Below are 21,499 nucleotides of genomic sequence, written 5' to 3' on the forward strand. Positions count from 1 at the left end.
GAGGCACGGGATTACATGGAAATCGGTCTGCGCGAGTGGCTGATCGTTATCGGCATCATTGTTATTGCCGGGATTCTTTTCGACGGCTGGCGCCGCATGCGCGGCGGGAAAGGCAAGTTGAAATTCCGTCTGGATCGTAGTTATTCCAACCTGCCGGACGAAGAGGGTGGCAGTGCCGAGGTGCTCGGCCCGCCGAGGGTGCTCGATACCCACAAGGAGCCTGAGCTGGACGAAAGCGACCTGCCTTCGCTCAGCGCGTCTTCGCGTGATCGCGAGCGTGAGCCCAAGCCGGTCAAGGCCAGTAAGCGCGGCAAGCGTGCCAGTGCGGCTGCCGATATGCAGCAGGGTGACCTGAACCTGAGCGCCGAGCAACGCGAGCCCGACCTGTTTGCTGACAGCGATGACGACTTTGCCGCCGACAACAACCGTAGCAGCGGCGCAGCGCCTGCCAGCAGCAGCGTCAAGGAGTTGCCACCCGCTGAAGAGGTGCTGGTCATCAGCGTGATCTCCCGCGACGAGGGTGGCTTCAAGGGCCCGGCGTTGCTGCAGAACATCCTGGAAAGCGGCTTGCGCTTCGGCGAAATGGACATCTTCCACCGTCACGAGAGCATGGCCGGTCACGGCGAGGTGCTGTTCTCCATGGCCAACGCAGTCAAGCCTGGCGTGTTCGACCTGGACGACATCGACCACTTCAGCACCCGCGCTGTGAGCTTCTTCCTCGGTTTGCCGGGCCCGCGTCATCCGAAGCAGGCCTTCGATGTGATGGTTGCCGCAGCACGCAAGCTGGCCCACGAACTGAACGGTGAGCTCAAGGATGACCAGCGCAGCGTACTGACTGCCCAGACCATCGAGCACTATCGCCAGCGTATCGTCGAGTTCGAGCGCCGCGCGCTGACCCAGAAACGCTGACAGATCCAGACGAAAGAGCAGCCTGAGGGCGTGCTGGCCGGTTCGGGCATCATCGTTGCCTGTGCCAGCTTCTTCGCGGGTAAACCCGCTCCTGCAGGTGCATCACCGCCCTAGAGGCATTTGATGCCCTTGTAGGAGCGGGTTTACCCGCGAAGAGGCCGGCACAGGCAACGACTCCCTAGAACCCCACGCACCACCCCAAGCTGCTCTTTTGCTTTGCAAGAGAAGACAATCCATGACCGCCGAATCCCGTATCCTCGAACTGCGTGCCGAGCTCGACCAGCACAACTATCGCTACTACGTGCTCGACGAGCCCAGCGTGCCCGATGCTGAATACGACCGCCTGTTCAACGAGCTCAAGGCGCTGGAAGCCGAACACCCGCACCTGGTAACCCCTGACTCGCCCACCCAGCGCGTTGGCGGCGCTGCCTTGGCGGCGTTCAGCCAAGTGCGCCACGAAGTGCCCATGCTCAGCCTGGGCAATGCCTTCGAAGAAGCCGACCTGCGTGAGTTCGGCCGCCGTGTGGTAGAAGGTCTCGACCAGCCCGGCGCGGTCGACTACAGCTGCGAACCCAAACTCGATGGCCTGGCCGTGAGCCTGCTGTACCGTGACGGCCAGCTGGTGCAGGGTGCCACCCGTGGCGACGGCACCACTGGCGAAGACATCAGTGCCAACGTACGCACTGTGCGCAACATCCCGCTCAAGTTGCAGGGTAAGGGCTGGCCGGCAGTGCTGGAGGTGCGCGGCGAGGTGTACATGAGCAAGGCCGGCTTCGACCGGCTCAATGCCGCCCAGGCCGAGGCCGGTGGCAAGACCTTCGCCAACCCGCGCAACGCTGCCGCTGGCAGCTTGCGCCAGCTGGATTCGAAAATTACCGCCAGCCGCCCGCTGGAATTCTGCTGTTATGGCGTCGGCCAGGTGTCCGAGAGCATAGGCGACAGCCACATCGGTATCCTCGAGCAACTCAAGGTCTGGGGCCTGCCGATCAGCCGCGAGCTCAAGCATGCTGCGGGCATCGAAGAGTGCCTGGCCTACTACCGTGACATTGGCGAGCGGCGTAACAGCCTGCCTTATGAGATCGACGGGGTAGTGTTCAAGGTCAACAGCCTGGCCGCTCAACGCGAGCTGGGCTTCCGCGCCCGTGAGCCACGCTGGGCGATTGCCCACAAGTTCCCGGCCATGGAAGAGCTGACCGAGGTGCTGGATGTTGAGTTCCAGGTTGGTCGTACGGGTGCAGTCACGCCTGTGGCGCGCCTGAAGCCGGTCAAGGTGGCCGGTGTGACCGTGTCCAACGCCACCTTGCACAACATGGACGAAATCGCCCGCCTGGGCCTGCGCATTGGCGATACGGTGATCATTCGTCGTGCCGGTGATGTGATCCCGCAGGTGATGCAGGTGGTGCTTGAGCGTCGTCCGGTAGACGCCCGCCCGGTAGAGGTGCCAAGCGCATGCCCGGTCTGTGGCTCGCAGGTCGAGCGTACCCGGCTGGTAAAGCGCAGCAAAGGCAAGGAAACCACCAGCGAAGGCGCGGTGTACCGCTGTGTCGGCCGCCTGGCCTGCGGCGCCCAGCTCAAGCAAGCGATCATTCACTATGTATCGCGCCGCGCTATGGACATCGACGGCCTGGGCGAGAAGAGCGTCGAGCAGTTGGTGGATGAGGGCCTGATCGGCTCGCCGGCTGACCTGTACAAGCTGCAGTTCGAGCAGATCGTCGGCCTTGAAGGCTTCGCCGAGGTGTCCAGCAGGAAGTTGCTCGATGCCATTGAAGCAAGCAAACGCCCGAGCCTGGCGCGTTTCATCTACGCCCTGGGCATTCCTGATGTAGGCGAAGAGACCGCCAAGGTGCTGGCCCGCTCGCTGGGTAGCCTGGCCCGCGTGCAGCAGGCGCTGCCGCAGGTGCTCACCTACCTGCCGGACATCGGCCTGGAGGTTGCCTACGAGATCCACAACTTCTTTGAAGACGAGCACAACCAGAAGGTTATCCAGCAACTGCTCGACAGCGGTATGCAGTTGCAGGACGAAGGCGAGCTGGCTGCCGAGTTCGCTGCCAGCACTACCCTGGCCGGGATGATCGCCAAGCTCGACATCGCCTCTGTCGGCCCTACCGGCGCCGAGAAGCTGGTGGCCAGGCTCGACAGCCTGGACAAGATCATTGCCGCCGACGGCATCGACCTGCGCCAGGCCCTGGCGGCTAAGCAGGCTGACGCGGTGCGCGAGTTCTTCAAGGATGAAGCGAACCAGAAGCTGGCCCGGGACATCGAGGCACAGCTGCTGGCGTTCGGCATGCACTGGGGCTGTGAGAAGAAGGTAGCCGAAGGCTTGCCGCTGGCCGGGCAGACTTGGGTCTTGACCGGGACGCTAGAGCGTATGAGCCGGGACATTGCCAAGGACAAATTGGAAAGCCTGGGGGCCAAGGTAGCCGGTTCCGTTTCGGGCAAGACCCACTGCGTGGTGGCAGGGCCTGGGGCAGGCTCCAAGCTGGCCAAGGCTGCTGAGCTGGGTGTGAAGGTGCTGGATGAAGATGCCTTCGTTACCTTCCTGGCTGAGCAGGGCATAGCGGTCTAGGCATCCGCGGCCCTGTGGGAGCGGGCGTGCCCGCGAACACCGGCGTAGCTGGTGCCATCCATCGCGGCGCCTGCTTCGCGGGCAAGCCCGCTCCCACAGGGTGGACTGCTTGCGACATTCAAGCGGTGCCTGTGGGGAGGGTTTACCCGCGAGAGGCCCGTCCAGGCCGTCTCGACTCTGACAAGTCATTGAGAAATGATGACTTTTTCTCGCCCCGGAGGTTGTATCTGCTCGCAAGACCGGTACAATGGCGCCACTCGCTGCTCAGCGAGGCATGTAGTGGTGGCCCCATCGGTCCCCCCGCATTGATTACCCGTTAACCTGGTCAGGCCCGGAAGGGAGCAGCCATAGCGGGAACATCGAGTGCCGGGGTGTGGCTGGTGGGGCCGCCTCCATTACTGTAAATTATTGATTTCTAACGGTTTTTTGCTCCGAGACACGCAAGTGATCCAAGGAGTGATCCACCGTGTCAGCCTTACCTTCCTACCTCTGGTTGTCCCGACACTCGATCTTCTATTTCAGGATCGTGGTGCCCGAAGTCCTGCGTCCGTTGTTTCCTTGCGCTGAAATCCGTCGCTCCCTGCAGACCCGCTGCAAGCGCGAAGCCTTGATCCGTGGCCGTGAGTTGCTCCTGCAGGTTCAGCGCCTATACACCGAAGCCTTTCAAGGTGTTCGGCCTTGCCTTGATGCCTTGCGTGGTGGCTGGGAGGCTGGAGGCAAGCGAGTCGCCAGTTGGGCCTCATGGCTCCGTCAGCAGCAGTTGGTCGAGATGGCGGCTGCTGGAGTGCCCCCACAGGGACAGCCCGGAGCGAATGGCGAGGTGGGGCAAGGTAGAGCGGCGGAAGGCTCTCAGAAGCTCCGCAGAGCCTCTACAAGAGCCTCCTCAGGTCAGGGCATGGGGTTAGTACCAGATTCGCCCAGTACGTCTCCTCGCTTCTCCAAGGTGGTCGAGGAGTGCTTGGGGCAGCAGGAGCATGAAGGCGTCTCGACCAAGACCATCGACGACAAGCGATCCGTTGCATCCCTACTGGTGCGGATCATCGGTGACATGCCCATTGACCTGATCACTCGCCAGGATGCCAGGAAGTTCCGCGAGACAGCCCTCAAGCTGCCCCCGCGTCTCAATCAGCTCCCCGAAGGCCAGTCCTTGGAGGAGATCATCAAGACGGCAACCAGCACGATCAGCCTCACTACGTTCAACAACTACGTGAAGAACCTGACGACCTTTTTCTCCTATGCCATCCGTGAGGGCTACTGCGAGCGCAACCCGTTCGATGGGCTTCGAGTCAGAAAGCGCGGCAAGGTCAGCGAGGAGCGCAGCGTCTTCAGCGAGGACGATCTGCGCCGTCTGTTCTCGAAGCAGGTTTACGCATCAGCCAACTCAGCTCAGCCGCACAAGTACTGGCTACCGTTGCTCGGCCTGTACACCGGGGCGAGACTCAATGAGCTATGCCAGCTCTATCTGGATGACGTGGTCAGCATCAATGGTATCGACTGCCTACACATCCGAGCGACCAGACCCGATCAGAAGCTGAAAACCGTCACCTCGGAAAGGCTCGTGCCGATCCACTCGAAGTTGAAAGCGCTGGGGTTCCTTGAGTTTGTCCAAGCACAGCGGGAGGCTGGCCACCAACGTCTTTTCGCGGAGCTGACCTTGCACAAGTCGCATGGCTACGCTGCCGCTCCCTCCAAGTGGTTCACTCGGGTTCGTGACCAGTTGGGCTTCCGTGATGGGGCAGAGCGAAAAGACTTCCACAGCTTCCGCCACACGCTTGCTGATCACCTGAAGCAGAAGGGAATAGTCGAATCGCTGGTTGGCGGCATTCTTGGCCACCAAAGCGGCGGGATCACCTTCAGTCGATACGGGAAGGACTTTAGGCCGGAGGTGCTGGCTCCGGTGGTTGAGGCAGTGGAGTTTGATGCTGTTGAGTGGCTTCGATGATAGGCGATAGTGGAGAGCGGCAGATCAAGGCCCGTACCGCTCGATGCGTTCACCCAGAGCCGCTCTCTGAGCCAGGGCATCAGCCCTTTCATTCTCGGGATGACCGCTATGGCCACGCACCCACTTGAAGTGAATCGTGTGCTCGGACAGTAGCTGATCGAGGAGCTGCCAGAGGTCAGCATTGGCCACCGGCTTTCTGTCAGCGGTGCGCCAGCCATTCTGCTTCCACTTGGCCAGCCAAGAGGTGCAGCCGTTCCTGACGTAGGTGCTGTCAGTCACTACCTCCACCATCGAACCAGGGGGCTTCAGGGCTTGTAGCCCCGTGATGACCGCAGTCAGCTCGGCCCGGTTGTTGGTCTGCTGATCGCCCTCAAGCGGCCCTGCGATCTCCATTGTGCGCCCTTCAGGGTTTCGCAGAATGGCCGCCCAGCCTCCACGAGCTTGGGGTTTACCGTTGTTGAGGCAAGCACCATCGGTGAATATCTGAATGATGCATTGATGTTGCATGGATGTGGTATTCCTCTTAGTTCTGCCGCTTGTGGTCGCCACCGCCTACGCCCACCAGCGCCTACCACAGAGGGCAGCGCAGACGGACACAAGCGGCAGGACTAAACGGGCTGGTGGTAGTTGAAGTGCAGTGGCGAAACTGCAGGTCATGCAGCGAATCCCTTCTTCATGGTCAGCTTTCCTTCTAAATAGAGCTGGACGATCAGTTTTTTACCCTCTGCAGTAGGAATGATCTGGTAGTAAGGCTGGACTGGTGGATGTGCTTTCAGCTTCTCGACGAACAGCGTGTCCCGGTACCTGGCATACACCCGGTACTGATTGGTTCTCTTGGTGCGGTACAGGTAGCCCATGTCAGCCAGATCACCCTTGACGGCCATCGTGTTGACTCCTTCCAGGGTACGCACGAAGGTGGTCAGGGACTCCTGACGCAGCGCCACGCAGTTGTCGAAGACGACAGCCTTCGGTGCCATCTCCTTGTTCTCCAGGGCGAGCTGCTCGTTCTTCTCTGCCAGCTCGGCAGCCAGACGCAGGGCTTCCGGCAGCGACTGCGGGACACGGAAGGCATCGCCCTTGGCTTGCTCCTCCAGTTCATGCAGACGGTCGATGACCTTGGCGCGGAGCGGGATGCTGTAGCCGGTCAGTAGGATCTCGACCTCGCGGCGCGGTAGGCGGTACTCCTCCTGCTTTCGATTGCGGGTATCGAGGTAGATGCATCCAAAACTGGATGGATCTTTTCCCAGCTCGGAGAGCATGTTTTCGATGTCTCGCTTCACATGGAAATGCTGCTTCCCGGTCAGCTCTGCGATCTCGCGGCTGCTCATGGTTACCGGCTTGTTGGTCAGTGCGTTCATGTTCTGTCCTCCAGAAAAGACGAAGCCCGCTCAATGGCGGGCTATGGGTGTTCGTTGGTAGTGAGGGGGTTGTTTACTGACCGATCAGGGCTTTGAGGCTCTCGACGGTCTCCCTGGCTTCGTCGATTTCTGCAATCAGCAGCAGGTTGCGCTCTTCCAGTCGGTTGGTCTGCTCGGCGTTGCAGAAAATCTGTTCGTTGTTGCAGCTGATCTCCACATCGTTGTCGGCGATCTGTTGTTCGAGCACGTCGATAGTCTTCTGGATCAGTTCATGTTTGATGGACAAAGAGCGGATTTTCGAATTGATCATGAGTTTTTCCTCACAGTTGTCGTGGGTCTTGAAACAGAAACCCCCGGCAGCGCGGGGCGTACCGGGGGTGGGTCTTCCATACCTGTGTGGTAATCCGTCGGTAGGGTCTTCCATACCTGTGTGGTAATTGGGTCAGATGTACTGGTTAGACTGGATTTCCTGATGTTCTGTTCAGTTGGCTGCGGCTCTTCGTAAAAGCCGGAGCACCGGAAGGTTCATCTGCTGGGCTGCTTTCCACCTGCGTTTGTCTGCGGCCAGGATCTCGCTCAGCAGGGGATGTTGGGCGGTGCATCCGGCAGTCGTAGCCAAGCCCGAAGCTCTCCGACTCCTGGCCTTCCTCACTTCGCTGGCGATGTTCTTCATGAGCGAGACCCTTCTGTGATTCTCTGCTTGGATCGAGCTACCAGTTTGAAGTCGGTTTGCCAGACGATGCACAGCAGGTACACCAGGGGAACCAAGGGCCAGAGCAGCAGGGCGCCCAAGAAGATCAATTCAGGTAGACGCATCAGGCTACCTCCGCTTGGGTCTTGATGTAGTCGCTCGGGTCGACGCTGTTTCCGTAGGAGTGGTTCAGTACTGCCTCGGTCTGCGGCAGTGTCATGCCACCAGCCAACATGGTCAGGGCGGCGTCATAGGCTCGGCTGTACTGATTGACGTCATCGGCAGTGAGCGAGTCCCGAATGGGGCGGCCTACCTTGGCTCGCCATTCGCTGGCGGACAGTCCGGTCATAACGCGGCATACGAGCGACATCAGGCGCGTTTTCATCTCCATGGCTTCCTGCCTGACGAGGCTCCTTGGCAGCTCTCCAGACTTAGCCTTCTCGCCAGCGATGACGAACGCCTGATGAGCGACCTGATTGTCGATACTTGTGAGCATGGAGCCCCTGATCGGGGTATAGCGGATGAGCTTGAAGGCGAGCTCTTCCATGTCGAGGAAGTAGTGCCGCACCTCGCGCCCTTCTGGGGTTTGTGTGCTCATGGCCAAATGCGCCGCGCAGTTACGGCTGAGAATGTAGTCGGTGCGGGGCTTTCGCGATGATGGCGTGCTCTTCTTTACCACCTCCGAATAATGCCCGAACTCGTCCATTATTCTTGCTGCGCCGCGAGAGACCCATTTGTCGAAACGGGCTTCGGGTCTGCCTATTTTCTCCCAGAGCCTCCGAGCATCAATACACGGCTCTGTTCTGCTCTCGACGAATGGCAGTATCCGGCGAACCCGGATCATCCTCTCGGCCTGTTCGTCGGTGAAGCCAAGAGTCTGCATGACGTGCTTCGGACAATCAGCCGGGGTGTAGTTGAAGGACTTGCCAGTTCGTTTGCTTTTCATGGCGTAGATGTTCCTTTTTGTTCAGCCGTCAGAGTCCCTTCCATCCATGCCACCAGCTCCCATCTACAAGGGAAACACGGACGGCTCGGACGGCTGGACAAAACGGGCTGGGTTTGAAGGGGGATCTGCAAGGGATGCAGGGTTGATGCTTGGTGACTTGCTCAGGAGTTCCCCGGTTCCTGGATGCCATCCATGGGCCAAAGCCTGGGCAGCAGTGGTTGCCTAGGTCGTTACTGTGCTGAGGCCAGGGCTGATGGATGGCAGAGGCGAATGGGGAAACTCCTGGGCGGAGTCATCTGGAGGTACATAAAGATGAGCGAGCGGTGGACTGACAGAGAGGCCTGAGCTTCCTGACAACCACTGACGGGGATGATCACTGCATCAAGAGCAACTTGCGGTGCAGCTTGAAGAGCATCTACCAGTGTCCCCGCAAGACAGGCTTGATGCTGTCTCATTGCTTCGTTCTTCATTGATGGATTGATGGTAATGACCATGGATGAAGGACAGCTCAAAGACACTCATAGAGTGGCTTCGCCATCCACCGCTACACCCCGCAAGTCATCGCAGGTAGCCAGCCTCGACTGGGTGCCATCACCTCCCAGCCAGCTATGTCAGGTTCGTCATCACCCGTGACTGCTGGCCGATTGGTCGGGGCAGTGAGAGGGGCTGTACGCCTGAAGCTCAAAGTAGCAGTAGGTACTCGGCGGTCGCCTCGCTGGGCTGTTTCCTTTCCCTGGCTCAATCAGTCCCTCCGGCTGTTTGCCAGAGCTGCTGATCGAGCGTCATGGTTGGGGATCGAGCGTGCGAGATTACGCGTTCTTTCCTCCATAACTGTGTGTTAATCGATCATCGCCGAACGTGCTGCGATCTTGCTGATATAGCGTTTGTGGCAAGTCGGCTGCTTTTCTCTGGTAGTAGAGCGCGTGATGGCACTCTGGTCTGCTCCGGTTATAGCCATGCGTTTGATCGGCTCTCGTATGTAGTAAGCTCTCGGCATTTCTGTATTACTGCGTGGAGATGTGCCTTGGTCACTGGAGATGTAGAGAAGCGTTTGTGGGCTGTAGCTGACCAACTATGGGCCAACACAGGGCTGAGGCCGGGGGAGTTCTCGGTGCCTGTTCTGGGGCTGATCTTCCTGCGTTATGCGGAGAAGATGTACGCCGCTGCTGAAGAGAAGCTGGGGCCGATTGGTTCTGGTGGTCGCCGCAAGGTCAGCAAAGATGACTATCTGGCCGAGGGCGTGATCTTTCAGCCAGAGAAGGCCCGCTTCTCCTATCTGCAGACCCTCACCGAGGGCGATGTCATCGGGTTGGCGATCAACGAAGCCATGAAGGCCGTTGAGGAGGAGAACGTCGACCTCAAGGGCGCTCTGCCTCGCAACTACGTCCAGCTTGGCAACAAGGTGCTGCTGGAGCTGATCAAGCTGCTTGGCCCGGTGGATCTCAGTGGGGACGCTTTCGGCAAAGTCTATGAGTACTTCCTGGGCAACTTCGCGCTGAAGGAAGGCCAAAAGGGCGGTGTCTTCTATACCCCAGAGTCCATCGTAAAGCTGATCGTCGAGATCATCGAGCCGTTCCACGGGCGGATCTTCGACCCGGCTTGTGGTTCGGGCGGTATGTTCGCCCAGTCGGCTGACTTCGTTAAGCGTCACCACAAGACGGCGATGGAAGAAATCTCCATCTTCGGCACCGAGAAAGAGCAGGTCACGGTCAATCTGAACAAGATGAACCTGGCTGTGCATGGCCTGTCGGGTGATGTGCGTATCGCCAACACCTACTACGAAGACCCGCATGAGGCCGTTACTCGTGATGGCGGGCGCTTCGATTTCGTTATGGCCAATCCGCCGTTCAACGTATCGGGTGTCGATAAGGAGCGTCTTGAGGGGGATCTGCGGTTCCCGTTCGGTGTACCGAAGACCGACAACGCCAACTACCTCTGGATCCAGCTCTTTTACGCATCGCTAAACAAGAATGGCCGTGCTGGTTTCGTAATGGCGAACTCGGCAGGTGATGCAAGAGGCAGCGAGCAGGTGATTCGGCAGAAGCTCATCGAGAGCGGTGCAGTCGATGTGATCGTTTCGGTCGGCTCGAACTTCTTCTACACCGTGACCCTGCCTTGCACGCTGTGGTTCTTTGACCGGGCGAAGGAGCGCGATGCAGAGAGAGCAGACAAGGTTCTGTTTATTGACGCTCGCCACATCTACCGGCAGATCGACCGGGCACACCGTGACTTCAAGCCTGAACAGATCGAGTTTCTCGCCAACATCGTGCGCCTGTATCGAGGTGAGGCTCCAGAGCTAGACCAGGGAAGTGCTGAGTTGCTCGCTGAAAGAGGACTGGGCAAGGGCTACGTGGATGTGCCGGGTTTATGCAAGGTTGCTTCTCGCGAGCTGATTGAGTCTCAGGGCTGGTCGCTGAACCCTGGGCGATACGTGGGTGCTGCTGCAAGAGAAGTGGAAGATGTGGACTTCACTGAGCGATTAGAGGAGTTGGCTGAAGAACTGGAGGTTCTGAATGCTGAGTCACGAGAACTCGAGTTGAGAATTGCAGATAACATTGCAGTGATCTTCGATGGAGCATCCGCATGACTGTAGGTGCTTCTTGGAAGGAGGTTACTCTAGAGGATCATGTTGATTTAGTAGTGGGGTACGCGTTTAAAAGCTCTGGCTATACAGACGACGAAAGCGATGTGCGTCTCCTGCGTGGCGACAATGTTGCTCAGGGAGAGCTGCGTTGGGATAAGGCTAAAAGATGGCCTGTCGCTGATTACCAGAGATACGAGGCGTTTCATCTTAGGGAGGGGGACATAATACTCGCAATGGATCGACCTTGGATCAGTGCGGGCCTAAAGTATGCCAGGGTTAAGCGCAAGGATACTCCCTCACTCCTTGTTCAGCGAGTTGCGCGTCTTCGTGGTACTGAAAGTCTTAAGACGGATTACCTACGCTGCGTTATCGGTAGCGCTGATTTTACCGACTATGTTCTCTCAATTCTGACTGGCGTAAACATCCCGCATATAAGCGCAAAGGATATTAAGCGGTTTAGATTTTTGCTGCCTCCAGTGGCGACTCAGGAAAGGATCTCAAGGGTTATAACTAGTTACGACGATCTCATCGAAAACAACACGCGCCGCATCGAGATCCTCGAAGAAATGGCGCGGCGGTTGTACGAGGAGTGGTTCGTTCAGTTTCGCTTTCCGGGGCACGAGGGTGTGAAGTTCAAGGAGAGTGAGCTTGGGCTGATTCCTGAAGACTGGAAGGTGTCAACTCTTGATGAGTTTGGTGAAATCATCACTGGCAAAACACCTAGCAAGAATAATTCAGAGTTTTTTGGTGGGGTCGTTCCTTTTATTAAACTCCCTGACATGCATGGCAATACTTTCATAATTGAAACCTCCGAAAGGCTTTCGGAGGAAGGGGTGAGCTCTCAAAAAACGAAAACCATACCGCCTGGCTCCATATGCGTTAGCTGTATCGGCACTGCTGGGGTGGTGGTTATTACTTCGGAGCCCTCTCAGACTAATCAACAGATAAACTCTATTGTTCCTCGCGCTCCAGGCTTGCGGGAGTTTTTGTTTTTTTCAGCTACGGCGCTGAAGGAAAAAATAAACAACTATGGAGCTACGGGCGCGACAATGACTAACCTTAGTCGCGGAAAGTTCGCTTCTCTGCAAGTTGTTGAGCCAAAAGAGGATTTGCTGTGCGGTTACAACAAGTTAGCAGCTCCGTTGTTTGATAAGATCCTTTGTTTGCAAAAAGCTAACCGTAACCTCCGAGCCCAGCGAGACCTGCTCCTTCCCAAGCTAATCTCCGGTGAGATCGACGTATCCGATATCCCCATGCCGACCTAAAAGGAGTTCAGGCGCATGAGTCCAGCAGCACCACATTCGCACGACTATTCCGAGGACACGCTGGTCGAGCAGCCAGCCATCGCGCTGTTCGAGTCTCTCGGCTGGGAAACTGGGAACCTCTACGCAGAGTGGACAGGTAGTTCCTCCAGCGAAGGACGCCAGACCCAGCAGGATGTGGTGCTGGAGGATCGTCTGCGGGCCGCACTCAGCAAGCTCAACCCTGATCTGCCTAGCGAGGCCATCAATCTGGTGGTCGAGGAGTTGGCCCGAGATCGCTCCAAGCTGCTGCCGGTGAACGCCAATCAGCAGGTCTATCGGCTGCTGAAGGATGGGGTGCCTGTCCCTGTCACCGATGAGCACGGGCATAACACGCTTAAGGTGGCCAAGGTCATCGACTGGGGCAATGTCGAGGAGAACGACTTCTTCCTCGCCTCCCAGTTCTGGGTGAAAGGGGATTACCACACCCGGCGCACCGACCTGCTGGGTTTCGTGAACGGTATTCCGCTGTTGTTCCTTGAGCTGAAGGCAACGCACAAGACGCTCAAGGCCGCCTACGACGACAACCTCACCGACTACCGGACTGTCATCCCGCAGCTCTTCACCTATAACGGCGCACTGATGCTGTCTAACGGTTCTCAGACGGTGGTGGGTAGTACCTTCTCGCCGTGGGAGCATTTGTTCGAGTGGAAGCGGATCAACGATGAGGGTGAGAAGGGCGTTGTCTCCCTGGAGACGGCCATCAGAGGCATCGGTGAGCCTTCCAGGCTGCTGGATATCGTCGAGAACTTCACCGTGTTCGAGGATGTGGCTGGGGGCGTGATCAAGAAGATCGCCAAGAATCACCAGTACCTGGGCGTCAATAAGGCCATCGCTGAGGTCTGGCGCACCAAGGATCGGCCCAAGGATCAGGCCGGGCGGCTTGGCGTCTTCTGGCACACCCAAGGCTCAGGCAAGTCTCTGTCGATGGTCTTCTTCGCTCAGAAGATCCTTCGCAAGATCCCAGGCAACTGGACGTTCGTGATCGTCACCGACCGCAACGAACTGGACGAGCAAATCTACAAGACCTTCGCTGCCACAGGCGCGGTGGGTGAGGTCGAGGCTCATGCCACCAGCGGCGCTCACCTCAAGCAGTTGCTCAGTGAAGACCACCGCTACGTCTTCACGTTGATCCAGAAGTTCGGCACGAAGAAAGGCGAGGTCTACCCGCAGCTCTCTGACCGCCAGGACATCATCGTCATCACCGACGAAGCTCACCGTTCCCAGTACGACACGCTGGCCATGAACATGAGGACGGCACTCCCCAATGCCGCCTTCCTGGGCTTCACCGGGACGCCACTGATGGCTGGTGAGGAGAAGACCAAAGAGGTCTTCGGTGACTACATCTCGGTCTATGACTTCGGCCAGTCCATCGCTGACGGTGCCACGGTTCCCCTGTATTACGAGAACCGCATTCCCGAGATGCAGCTCATCAATGAGAACCTCAACGAGGACATGGCGGCGCTACTCGAAGAGGCCGAGCTGGACGAGGAGCAGGAGCGCAAGGTTGAGCAGGTCTTCGCCCGTGAGTACCACCTGATCACCCGAGAGGATCGCCTTGAAGCCATCGCCAAGGATCTGGTGAACCATTTCGTTGGTCGTGGTTACCAGGGCAAGGCCATGCTGGTGTGCATCGACAAGGCCACCGCCGTCCGCATGTACAACAAGGTTCAGGATCACTGGAAGACGTATCTGGCTGACCTGAAAGCTCAACTTGCAAAGGCTCCCAAGGAGCAGCAAGAAGAGTTGCGGCACAAGATCCAGGTGATGACATCGACCGACATGGCGGTGGTCGTCTCCCAAGGTCAGAACGAGGTGAAGGAGCTAGCCGATAAAGGGCTGGATATCCTCCCGCACCGTAAGCGCATGAATGAAGAGAACCTGGGCGAGAAGTTCAAGGACTCGAAGGATCCGCTGCGGTTGGTCTTCGTGTGCGCCATGTGGATCACCGGCTTTGATGTGCCGTCTTGCTCGACCATCTACCTCGACAAACCGATGAAGAACCACACCCTGATGCAGACCATCGCTCGGGCCAACCGGAAGTATCCGGGCAAGGAGGCGGGGCTGATCGTCGACTATGTGGGGGTCTTCCGTAAGCTGCAGGAAGCCTTGGCGATCTACGGTGGGGCTTCTTCTGGTGAAGGCAGTGAGGGTGAGCCAATCAAGAACAAGGCCGAGCTGGTCGAGTACTTGAAGCACCTGCTTGCCAGGGGGATCTCGTTCTTGTCTGAGCACGGTGTGAATGCCCAGGCCATCAAGGATGCTCAAGGCTTCGAGAAGGTGGCCAAACTGGATGATGCGGTTGAGCAACTCATTGCCAATGAGGAAACCAAGAACAGCTTCATGAGCCAGGCCCGGATTGTGTCTCGGGTTTACAGGGCGATTCTTCCCGATCCTGATGCCAATGAGCTTGCTGCTGACGCTGTGCTGATCTCCGTGATTGCTCAGAAGATCAAGGCACTTGCCCCTCCCGTCGACATCTCCGAGGTGATGCAGCAGGTCGAGGAATTGCTGGATCGCTCCATCGCTCCGGTGCCTTACATCATCAAGGAAGACGACGATCAGCCACTGCATGACCTTAGCCAGATCGACTTCGAGAAGCTCAAGGAGAAGTTCAATCAGGGACGCAAACGCACCGAGGCCGAGAAGCTCCGGGCCTTGCTGAGCATGAAACTGGAAACCATGCTGACCGAGAACCCCACTCGCAAGGACTTCATGGAGAAGTTCCAGAAGCTGATCGACGCCTACAACTCTGGCAGCCTGAACATCGAGGTGTTCTTCAAGGAGCTGGTGGATCTGACTGCTGATCTGCAGGTCGAGGATCAACGAGCTATCCGCGAGAACCTCTCCGAGGAAGAGCTGGCTCTGTTCGACATCCTGACCAAGCCAGTACCTGAGCTTGCGGAGAAGGAAAAGGCGCAGGTGAAGAAGGTCTGCAAGGAGCTTCTGGAGACCCTGAAGGCCGAGAAGCTGGTGCTCGACTGGCGCAAGAAAGACAGAGCCAGGAGTGATGTGCGGCGCACTCTGGAGATCGTCTTCGACCGGGGCTTGCCTGAGAGCTACGACGAGGGGATCTACAACGAGAAGTGCGAGCTGGCCTTCCACCACATCTTCACGAGCTACTACGGGGCTGGTGAGAGCGTGTACTCGGCCATGCGGTAACGGTGCTTTGGGGGAGCAAAAAATAATGCACCCCCAAACACGCAACCTCGCCTATACGGCTGCCCCCTGTGGCACTCGAAGCACCCTGCAAGCCCGCTTCACGGCAGCCGTTGAAATCCCCCAGTGCTTAGCCGTATCCGCAATGCTAGCCTCGTTCTCCTTCCTCCAGATGGCTACGGCCTGATCATCGATTACCTTCGGCGCCCCCAGCTTCTTGCCCAGCGCCCTGGCTTGCTCGATCCCGGCCATCTGACGTGCCTTGATATTGGCCCGCTCCAGTTCCGCCACGGCAGCCAGCATGGTGAGCATGGCTTTGCCTACCGGGCTGGATAGGTCGAAGCCTTCGCGCATCGAGACCACAGTAACGCCCTTGGCCTTAAGAGCTTCCACTGTCTCCAGCACGTCGATGGTGTCTCTGCCTAGGCGGTCGATGGCGGCCACGACAACCGTGTCTCCCTTCCTGGCGTAGGCATGGAGTGCCTTGAAGCCCTCCCGTTGCAGTGCCTTGGTGGCCCCGCTGGTGGCCTCATCGGAGAACCACTCGTTCACATTGAAGCGTTGGCTGATGGCGTGTCGCTGTGCCTCGGTGGTTTGGCCGTCGGTGCTGACTCGGACGTAGGCAATGGTGGCGGTCATGGCTGATAGCTCCTTGAACGCTAGGTGGATCACAAAGCTGGCTCAAGATGCTATTGGATGGATCATTGAAAATCAACAGTTCTGATCCAGTCGAAGGCTGCAGCGTTTCGTCTGGCTCAAGCTGCGCTCAAGCTGGCTCGGAAGGTACACCTTCTGATCCACTCCCTTAGTACGCACGGGAACCCATCTCGCGGTCTTGCGGGCTGGTCTGTCCTTCCATCGAGACGCTCTGGCCAGAGCGCGGTACTCGTTCACATGGAAGTGAGATCGAGGCCCGTGGGGGTCGTCGTGCCCCGGCTCACCCTCGCTGTCGACAGGGAAGCCTGAGCATCGTGTTTGATCGGGGAGGGGTGCCCTGTTTTTTCAGGCGAGGAGGGGTGGGTACCGGGGGGAATCGAGTGGGACGGCTCGATGGATAGGGGCTCGCATTTTTTGCAAAAAATGGCCGGTGGGGTGTGGCCAAGTGATCCAAAAGGGATCCAGAAGTGATCCGAAACGGTGATCCAAAGCGCTCCCAAAGGCTCATGCCAGCGCTATAGAATGTGGTCTCCGATTGATAGTCGTGCGACGAGCAGAAAACGCTAGAAGTCAGGAATGGCGAGGCTTTCAGGCCTTCCCGCATTGATTACCCGTTAACCTGGTCAGGCCCGGAAGGGAGCAGCCATAGCGGGAACATCGAGTGCCGGGGTGTGGCTGGTGGGGCCGCCTCCATTACGCAAGTCCTTAATCTAAAGGTCTTTTCTAGCTCAAAACCTCGAAGTGGACCAGTGCCGTAGTACACCTAAGTGGTGGGCTGTGCTTAGCATTCTGGCGTCGTCATCTTGCCTCTCCAATACCCTCTCTGGTTAAGCTAATCTCGGCGCTATCTTGTCATTCGCTCATGTGGCGTATTCCCCTTGGCTCTTGCAGTGATTTGCAATTGCCAGTACGGCGGCTGTGCTACTAGGATTAGGCATCTGAGCGAGGAGCGAGACATGGAATTCGTAGAGCGACTGAACGCGTTATCAGCCAAAATCCGCCAGCAGGGTCCTGCTATCCAGACAGAAGAGGCGACCAAGATTGCCTTTGTCATGCCCTTCATCAACTCCGTCCTAGGCTATGATGTCTTCGATCCCTCTGAGGTTACGCCAGAGTACGTCTGCGACGTGGGGACGAAGAAGGGCGAGAAGATCGACTACGCCATCATGAAGAACGGCGAGATTCAGATCCTGATCGAGTGCAAGAAGATTGGTGAGCCGCTGCATATCAATCACGCGAGCCAGCTCTTCCGGTATTTCCACGTCACCACCGCACGTATCTCTATCCTTACCAATGGCCAGGTCTACCGATTCTTCACCGACCTTGATGCCCCTAATAAGATGGATGAGAAGCCATTCTTGGAGCTGGACCTTCTCGATTTGGACGAGCACGCCCTTCCAGAGCTTCAGAAGCTAACCAAGTCTGCTTTCGATGTTGACTCGATCATCAGTGCTGCTGGAGAACTGAAGTACGTTGGCCAAATCAAGAAAGAAATGGCTTCGCAGTTCAGTCAGCCTAGTGACGAGTTTGTGAAGTTCTTCGCTACTCGGGTCTACGACGGGATCATTACCCAGAAGGTGAGAGAGCAATTCACCGCCTTGACTAGGAAGGCGGCAATCCAGTTCCTAGGAGATCAGATTAATGACAGGCTGAAGTCAGCTATGAGCGGTGCGGTCGAGCCGTCTTATGCGATGATGGCTGTTCAAGCGGCAACGGAGCCTGAGTCTGCTGAGGAAACCGGCGACGACGACCGTATTCAGACTACTCTTGAAGAGCTTGAGGGCTTCCACATCGTCAAGGCAATTGTGCGGGCGGTTGTGGATGCAAAACGGATCGTTCACCGTGATACGCAAAGTTACTTCGGAATTTTGCTGGACGATAATAATCGTAAACCGATTTGCCGGTTGCACTTCAATCGCACTCAGAAGTACATAGGAATCTTCGATGCTGAAAAGAACGAAACCCGCCATCCAATTGCATCTGTGGATGATATCTACGGATTTGCGGAGCAGTTGAAGGGTGCTATTTCGCTGTACGAGTAAGTTTCGGTTGCCGGCGGGCACCGATCTATTAGTTTTCGAGCGGTGCTCTCGCCATAATTTCTGAGGCGGTACTGTTAGATGGTATTCGCCTAATTTCCTGCTCGCTCGCTCCACCAACGATGTTGCGAGAAACAGAGCAGCTCGATGTCTCGTAATAGGAGGGGTATGCGAAGGGGATGCCGGTTGGGGAGCAGATGCTTCGGGAGTCTAAGATTTAGGTAGTAAACGGATTGGCGGCGGACGATGTAAGCCATGAAATGTCACCGGAGTGGACCAGTAAAGTGGAACAATTCTGGTTACACCCCGAGTCTGAGCATTCTTGCTGGATATCCGCACGGTTGAATGGCCAGCCTCCTCATCAGCTTGAAACCCATGCCCCATAAGGCATGCACTCAGGAGGCACGCTATCGCTCAGCCAAACGAACGTCCGCCTTATTGCTTCAAAGAGACTTGCTTGGCCTCAGGGTTGAACGCTTTGAGACGCTTCATCAGTGTGCTGATATTAGTGCGAGCCGAACCCTCATTGGCCAGGCGAAGACGCTTGATTCCGATAAGTGAGTCACCCATCCCGGCGGTATATGGCGTCCGAATGATTTCTCGGAAGATGACGGCGTTTGAACTTGATTCGGTCAGTGTATATTCAGCCTCGCAGGTGACTTCGAAATCCACGCCAAAAATGGGCTGGTCGACGCGTAGCAGGTTGGCGCGCAGGGTATAGGCGGTGGGGCCTTCGCCTAGCAAGCCGGCACTCGCAAGTGATTGCTTGAGGGCTGCGCCAAAGTCGGGGCCGTCAATTTCCGAAGTCCAGAGAGGATTGGTGCTGTCTCCGCCATTAACCTCGGTTACCTGGATGTTGCGGTGCAGGCGTTGATCATAGAGTTGCGCATCGGTTTGATCTGATATTACGGACATTCCGGAGATCTGGGCAGGTGAAGCGCACCCTGTGCAAAGCGCAATAAATGCCGAGGCTAGAAACAGACGGAAGTAGTTCACTCGAATAATCCTTGATGGTATGTCAGTCACATGAGACAGAAGCCATGCGTCGTGTATGGCCTCAGTAGTTTCAACGTCCGCGCTGAGTGGCATCATCGGAACGTGTATTCCTTATGCCGAGCGTTGCACTGATCGGTAGCCCTTACAGGTTGTACTTGTCATCGATCCTGCGTTTGTCGAGCGTGTATCGCTTGAGGTCGATCGCGTCAGACTCCAGCTTGGCATCTAGCTCGTCCATGTCATGCTTTTTAAGCGTTGCAACGTGCGCTTTGGTGGCTTGGTAGTTGATGAGCTCTGCAGCGTCATGCCCGCTCACTGGGTCCCAGAGAATGGAAAGAGGCCAGAACAGCAGGTTCACTACGCCAAAACCGTATGCGCGGCCATAGAACGAACCTCCACCCGGAAGCAAGCCGAGGCCGGCAGCAAGTCCAGGGCTCTTTTCTTCAACCGCGAGGTTTTGGGCGCGGTAGCTGGCAAGCTCCAACTCTTGGGCCGAATTAAGGCCAGTAGCGCAACCAGTGGTCAGCGTTATCAGGGCGGCAGCGGTCAGATTTCTAATTGTGGACATACAACGGTTCCTAAGTGTAAGTGCTGTTCTCGCGCGGCAGGGCGTCGAGGTGCGCAACTTTACACTGAATAGTGGCGTATTAGAATCATTTGGCCATCATATCGCTAGGGTGATGCAGGCTTTTTTCTTCCCAAGCCCTGCCGCCGACAGCTTCATCAGCCGCTGAAATTTCGGGCATGCCAGATGATCTTTCTCAGGGCATTGAGCTGCATGGCGCAACCCCTTGCTCATGGCCTGCAAGCGCCTGATCCGCGCGTCAAGTTCGTCTGCCTTGGCATTCAGCATCTGCCGGTCGACCTGCAGGTCCACCAACATCGCCCCCACTTCATCCAACGAAAACCCCGCAGCCTGCCCCAGGGCGATCAGCGCCAGCCTGTCCGCCACATCGGCTGCAAACTGTCGTCGCTGGCCGCGCCCGGCCAGGGACTTGAGCAAGCCTTTCTTCTCGTAGTAGCGGAGTGTCGATGCAGGTACGCCTGTGCGTTTGGCGACGTCGGCAATGTCCATTTCGGGCCCTTGACTTGAAGTTGACTTCAACTTCTATGCTGCGCGGCATGGGTAAGGACCGTCAACTTTCGAGGGCTTGTTTATGACGTTTACTGCTATGTTTTTAGCTGCGTTGCCGATTGGCATCGGCGCCACAGTAGTGATGGACCTGTGGGGGCTGCTGCTGAGGCGGTTGGGTGTGGCAACGCTGAACTTTGCCATGGTCGGGCGTTGGGCGGGGCACCTGCTAGGTGGGCGTGCTTCGCACCAAGCGATTGCCAAAGCGGAACCGGTGCGAAATGAGTTGGCGTGGGGATGGGTGATTCACTACGCCACCGGCGTGCTTTTCGCGATGCTGCTGCTTGTGATCGTGGGGGAGGGCTGGTTGCGATCGCCTACTGTTTTACCTGCGGTAGTTGTGGGTATGGGTACAGTCGTGGCGCCGCTGTGCTTCATGCAGCCGGCCATGGGGGCAGGGTTCTTTGCGTCCAGAACGCCGACACCTGCGCGGAACTGCCTGAAGAGCCTGGTCACGCATTTTGTGTTTGGTGTGGGGTTGTTCTTGAGTGCGTATTTACGGGCTTTGCTGTGAAGACAGGGATCCCGATTACAGTAAGCACATGATCAGAGTGTCTGCTTTTAAAATAGGTCTGATAGCAGTCTAGGAAAGCTCCTACGCGTCAGGCAGGCATAGCGAATTATCCTACGTGTTCCTTCGACTCCCGTCTGATTGTTCCGGTCAACCTCGCCCACTAGGCTTTCGCGGTCGCTGTCAGTTCAGCGATCGGGTGTGGAAGCCTGGGTGGTTTGGTGGCTGTCGATATGACGGTTGTGCGTGGGAGGCCTTCGGGCCTGCCAGGTTTGCCATACCCCTGGTCTTCCACCCCGCGTACAACTGTCACCCTAAGTGTGGAGGCGAAAGGGTGCTCTCAGCCCGGTATGGTGAACTCATGAAAAAACGGGTCCCCGATGCCCCCACGTCTTCGATCTTCCCCAAGGCAAATCCCTTTCCCGCGCGATCAGCAAAGGCATCGACCCGATGGGGTTCGCGTTGATGAATGTTTCCCACTACCTGATGTTCGCCTACAGTGATAGCCGGCGGGCGCTTGAGCGCATTCAGGACGAAGAAGCCAGGCAGTTATTGGAGCATGGGTTGCGGGCCATGCAGATTGCCTGGGGGCAGGCGGATGCTGTCAGCTTGGCGTTTGAACGTAAAGGCCGGTGACATTGAGTTTGTGATAGAGATTGTGAGTGTGCCGCTCAACGCTGTGGGAGCGGGCATGCCCGCGAAGAATAT

Annotated in this window: 17 protein-coding genes and 2 other RNA genes; 11 read left to right on the forward strand and 8 right to left on the reverse strand. The window is 57.4% G+C overall.

Features of this window, described 5'->3' with window-relative positions; all coding sequences use genetic code 11:
* Nucleotides 1-15 precede the first annotated feature (15 nt).
* The 4 genes from zipA to GST84_08055 all read left to right on the forward strand — a co-directional run bounded on the left by zipA (nt 16) and on the right by GST84_08055 (nt 5,417).
* A complete protein-coding gene (gene zipA, locus GST84_08040; GenBank protein ID XGB12320.1) occupies nt 16-909 on the forward strand; it encodes a cell division protein ZipA in 894 nt (297 codons plus the stop codon).
* A gap of 235 nt (nt 910-1,144) precedes the next feature.
* Nucleotides 1,145-3,475: an NAD-dependent DNA ligase LigA gene (gene ligA / locus GST84_08045; protein ID XGB12321.1), complete on the forward strand. Its 2,331-nt coding sequence runs from the start codon at nt 1,145-1,147 to the stop codon at nt 3,473-3,475.
* 289 nt (nt 3,476-3,764) lie between these two features.
* Nucleotides 3,765-3,861, forward strand: an RNA gene (gene ffs / locus GST84_08050) — signal recognition particle sRNA small type.
* An 80-nt stretch (nt 3,862-3,941) separates the two neighbouring features.
* Nucleotides 3,942-5,417: a tyrosine-type recombinase/integrase gene (locus tag GST84_08055; protein ID XGB12322.1), complete on the forward strand. Its 1,476-nt coding sequence runs from the start codon at nt 3,942-3,944 to the stop codon at nt 5,415-5,417.
* Between the two features lie 24 nt (nt 5,418-5,441).
* Here GST84_08055 and rnhA read toward each other — a convergent pair whose 3' ends face one another.
* The 4 genes from rnhA to GST84_08075 all read right to left on the reverse strand — a co-directional run bounded on the left by rnhA (nt 5,442) and on the right by GST84_08075 (nt 8,310).
* Entirely contained in the window at nt 5,442-5,924 is a 483-nt protein-coding gene (gene rnhA, locus GST84_08060; GenBank protein ID XGB12323.1) for a ribonuclease HI, read from the reverse strand.
* Nucleotides 5,925-6,070: 146 nt separating this feature from the next.
* Nucleotides 6,071-6,775, reverse strand: coding sequence for a phage antirepressor protein (locus tag GST84_08065; GenBank protein XGB12324.1), 705 nt, complete (start codon nt 6,773-6,775; stop codon nt 6,071-6,073).
* A gap of 73 nt (nt 6,776-6,848) precedes the next feature.
* On the reverse strand, nt 6,849-7,085 hold the full coding sequence (locus GST84_08070) for a hypothetical protein (GenBank protein XGB12325.1): 237 nt from the start codon (nt 7,083-7,085) through the stop codon (nt 6,849-6,851).
* Between the two features lie 505 nt (nt 7,086-7,590).
* Nucleotides 7,591-8,310, reverse strand: coding sequence for a hypothetical protein (locus tag GST84_08075; protein ID XGB15725.1), 720 nt, complete (start codon nt 8,308-8,310; stop codon nt 7,591-7,593).
* Between the two features lie 1,126 nt (nt 8,311-9,436).
* Here GST84_08075 and GST84_08080 point away from each other — a divergent pair.
* The 3 genes from GST84_08080 to GST84_08090 are packed head-to-tail and all read left to right on the forward strand — an operon-like array spanning nt 9,437 to nt 15,459.
* The gene (locus tag GST84_08080; GenBank protein XGB12326.1) at nt 9,437-10,999 is read left to right on the forward strand and encodes an N-6 DNA methylase; all 1,563 of its coding nucleotides are present in this window, start codon (nt 9,437-9,439) and stop codon (nt 10,997-10,999) included.
* Nucleotides 10,996-12,261, forward strand: coding sequence for a hypothetical protein (locus tag GST84_08085; GenBank protein ID XGB12327.1), 1,266 nt, complete (start codon nt 10,996-10,998; stop codon nt 12,259-12,261). Before GST84_08080 ends, GST84_08085 begins: the two co-directional genes overlap by 4 nt.
* A 15-nt stretch (nt 12,262-12,276) precedes the next feature.
* Nucleotides 12,277-15,459: an HsdR family type I site-specific deoxyribonuclease gene (locus GST84_08090; protein XGB12328.1), complete on the forward strand. Its 3,183-nt coding sequence runs from the start codon at nt 12,277-12,279 to the stop codon at nt 15,457-15,459.
* A 51-nt stretch (nt 15,460-15,510) separates the two neighbouring features.
* On the opposite strand, the gene GST84_08095 is transcribed toward GST84_08090, so the two are convergent.
* Nucleotides 15,511-16,095 (reverse strand): recombinase family protein, encoded by a 585-nt coding sequence (locus GST84_08095; protein XGB12329.1) that lies wholly within the window; start codon nt 16,093-16,095, stop codon nt 15,511-15,513.
* Nucleotides 16,096-16,700: 605 nt separating this feature from the next.
* Between GST84_08095 and ffs (GST84_08100) the strand changes: the two genes are divergently transcribed.
* Together ffs (GST84_08100) and GST84_08105 are read left to right on the forward strand one after the other, a co-directional pair.
* Nucleotides 16,701-16,797: signal recognition particle sRNA small type (gene ffs / locus GST84_08100), an RNA gene on the forward strand.
* Between the two features lie 272 nt (nt 16,798-17,069).
* Complete coding sequence (locus GST84_08105; protein ID XGB12330.1) at nt 17,070-18,155, forward strand: restriction endonuclease; 1,086 nt, start codon at nt 17,070-17,072, stop codon at nt 18,153-18,155.
* Between the two features lie 432 nt (nt 18,156-18,587).
* Here the strand turns inward: GST84_08105 and GST84_08110 are convergent, their stop codons facing one another.
* The 3 genes from GST84_08110 to GST84_08120 all read right to left on the reverse strand — a co-directional run bounded on the left by GST84_08110 (nt 18,588) and on the right by GST84_08120 (nt 20,223).
* Nucleotides 18,588-19,067, reverse strand: a complete 480-nt coding sequence (locus tag GST84_08110; GenBank protein ID XGB15726.1) for a hypothetical protein — start codon at nt 19,065-19,067, stop codon at nt 18,588-18,590.
* 223 nt (nt 19,068-19,290) lie between these two features.
* Entirely contained in the window at nt 19,291-19,716 is a 426-nt protein-coding gene (locus GST84_08115; protein XGB12331.1) for a hypothetical protein, read from the reverse strand.
* 96 nt (nt 19,717-19,812) lie between these two features.
* Nucleotides 19,813-20,223 (reverse strand): MerR family transcriptional regulator, encoded by a 411-nt coding sequence (locus GST84_08120; protein ID XGB12332.1) that lies wholly within the window; start codon nt 20,221-20,223, stop codon nt 19,813-19,815.
* An 82-nt stretch (nt 20,224-20,305) separates the two neighbouring features.
* Here GST84_08120 and GST84_08125 point away from each other — a divergent pair, with 82 nt between their 5' ends.
* The gene (locus GST84_08125) at nt 20,306-20,794 is read left to right on the forward strand and encodes a DUF2938 family protein (GenBank protein ID XGB12333.1); all 489 of its coding nucleotides are present in this window, start codon (nt 20,306-20,308) and stop codon (nt 20,792-20,794) included.
* 447 nt (nt 20,795-21,241) lie between these two features.
* Nucleotides 21,242-21,427: a hypothetical protein gene (locus GST84_08130; GenBank protein XGB12334.1), complete on the forward strand. Its 186-nt coding sequence runs from the start codon at nt 21,242-21,244 to the stop codon at nt 21,425-21,427.
* Nucleotides 21,428-21,499: the final 72 nt, after the last annotated feature.

This window comes from Pseudomonas putida (assembly GCA_041879295.1).
Lineage (GTDB): Bacteria > Pseudomonadota > Gammaproteobacteria > Pseudomonadales > Pseudomonadaceae > Aquipseudomonas > Aquipseudomonas putida_Y.

Coding starts and splice junctions, on each gene's coding strand:
- zipA (XGB12320.1), top strand. CDS start 16: ATGGAAATCGGTCTGCGCGAGTGGCTGATCGTTATCGGCATCATTGTT.
- ligA (XGB12321.1), top strand. CDS start 1,145: ATGACCGCCGAATCCCGTATCCTCGAACTGCGTGCCGAGCTCGACCAG.
- rnhA (XGB12323.1), bottom strand. CDS start 5,924: ATGCAACATCAATGCATCATTCAGATATTCACCGATGGTGCTTGCCTC.
- GST84_08065 (XGB12324.1), bottom strand. CDS start 6,775: ATGAACGCACTGACCAACAAGCCGGTAACCATGAGCAGCCGCGAGATC.
- GST84_08070 (XGB12325.1), bottom strand. CDS start 7,085: ATGATCAATTCGAAAATCCGCTCTTTGTCCATCAAACATGAACTGATC.
- GST84_08075 (XGB15725.1), bottom strand. CDS start 8,310: ATGATCCGGGTTCGCCGGATACTGCCATTCGTCGAGAGCAGAACAGAG.
- GST84_08085 (XGB12327.1), top strand. CDS start 10,996: ATGACTGTAGGTGCTTCTTGGAAGGAGGTTACTCTAGAGGATCATGTT.
- GST84_08090 (XGB12328.1), top strand. CDS start 12,277: ATGAGTCCAGCAGCACCACATTCGCACGACTATTCCGAGGACACGCTG.
- GST84_08095 (XGB12329.1), bottom strand. CDS start 16,095: ATGACCGCCACCATTGCCTACGTCCGAGTCAGCACCGACGGCCAAACC.
- GST84_08105 (XGB12330.1), top strand. CDS start 17,070: ATGGAATTCGTAGAGCGACTGAACGCGTTATCAGCCAAAATCCGCCAG.
- GST84_08110 (XGB15726.1), bottom strand. CDS start 19,067: ATGTCCGTAATATCAGATCAAACCGATGCGCAACTCTATGATCAACGC.
- GST84_08115 (XGB12331.1), bottom strand. CDS start 19,716: ATGTCCACAATTAGAAATCTGACCGCTGCCGCCCTGATAACGCTGACC.
- GST84_08120 (XGB12332.1), bottom strand. CDS start 20,223: ATGGACATTGCCGACGTCGCCAAACGCACAGGCGTACCTGCATCGACA.
- GST84_08125 (XGB12333.1), top strand. CDS start 20,306: ATGACGTTTACTGCTATGTTTTTAGCTGCGTTGCCGATTGGCATCGGC.
- GST84_08130 (XGB12334.1), top strand. CDS start 21,242: ATGGGGTTCGCGTTGATGAATGTTTCCCACTACCTGATGTTCGCCTAC.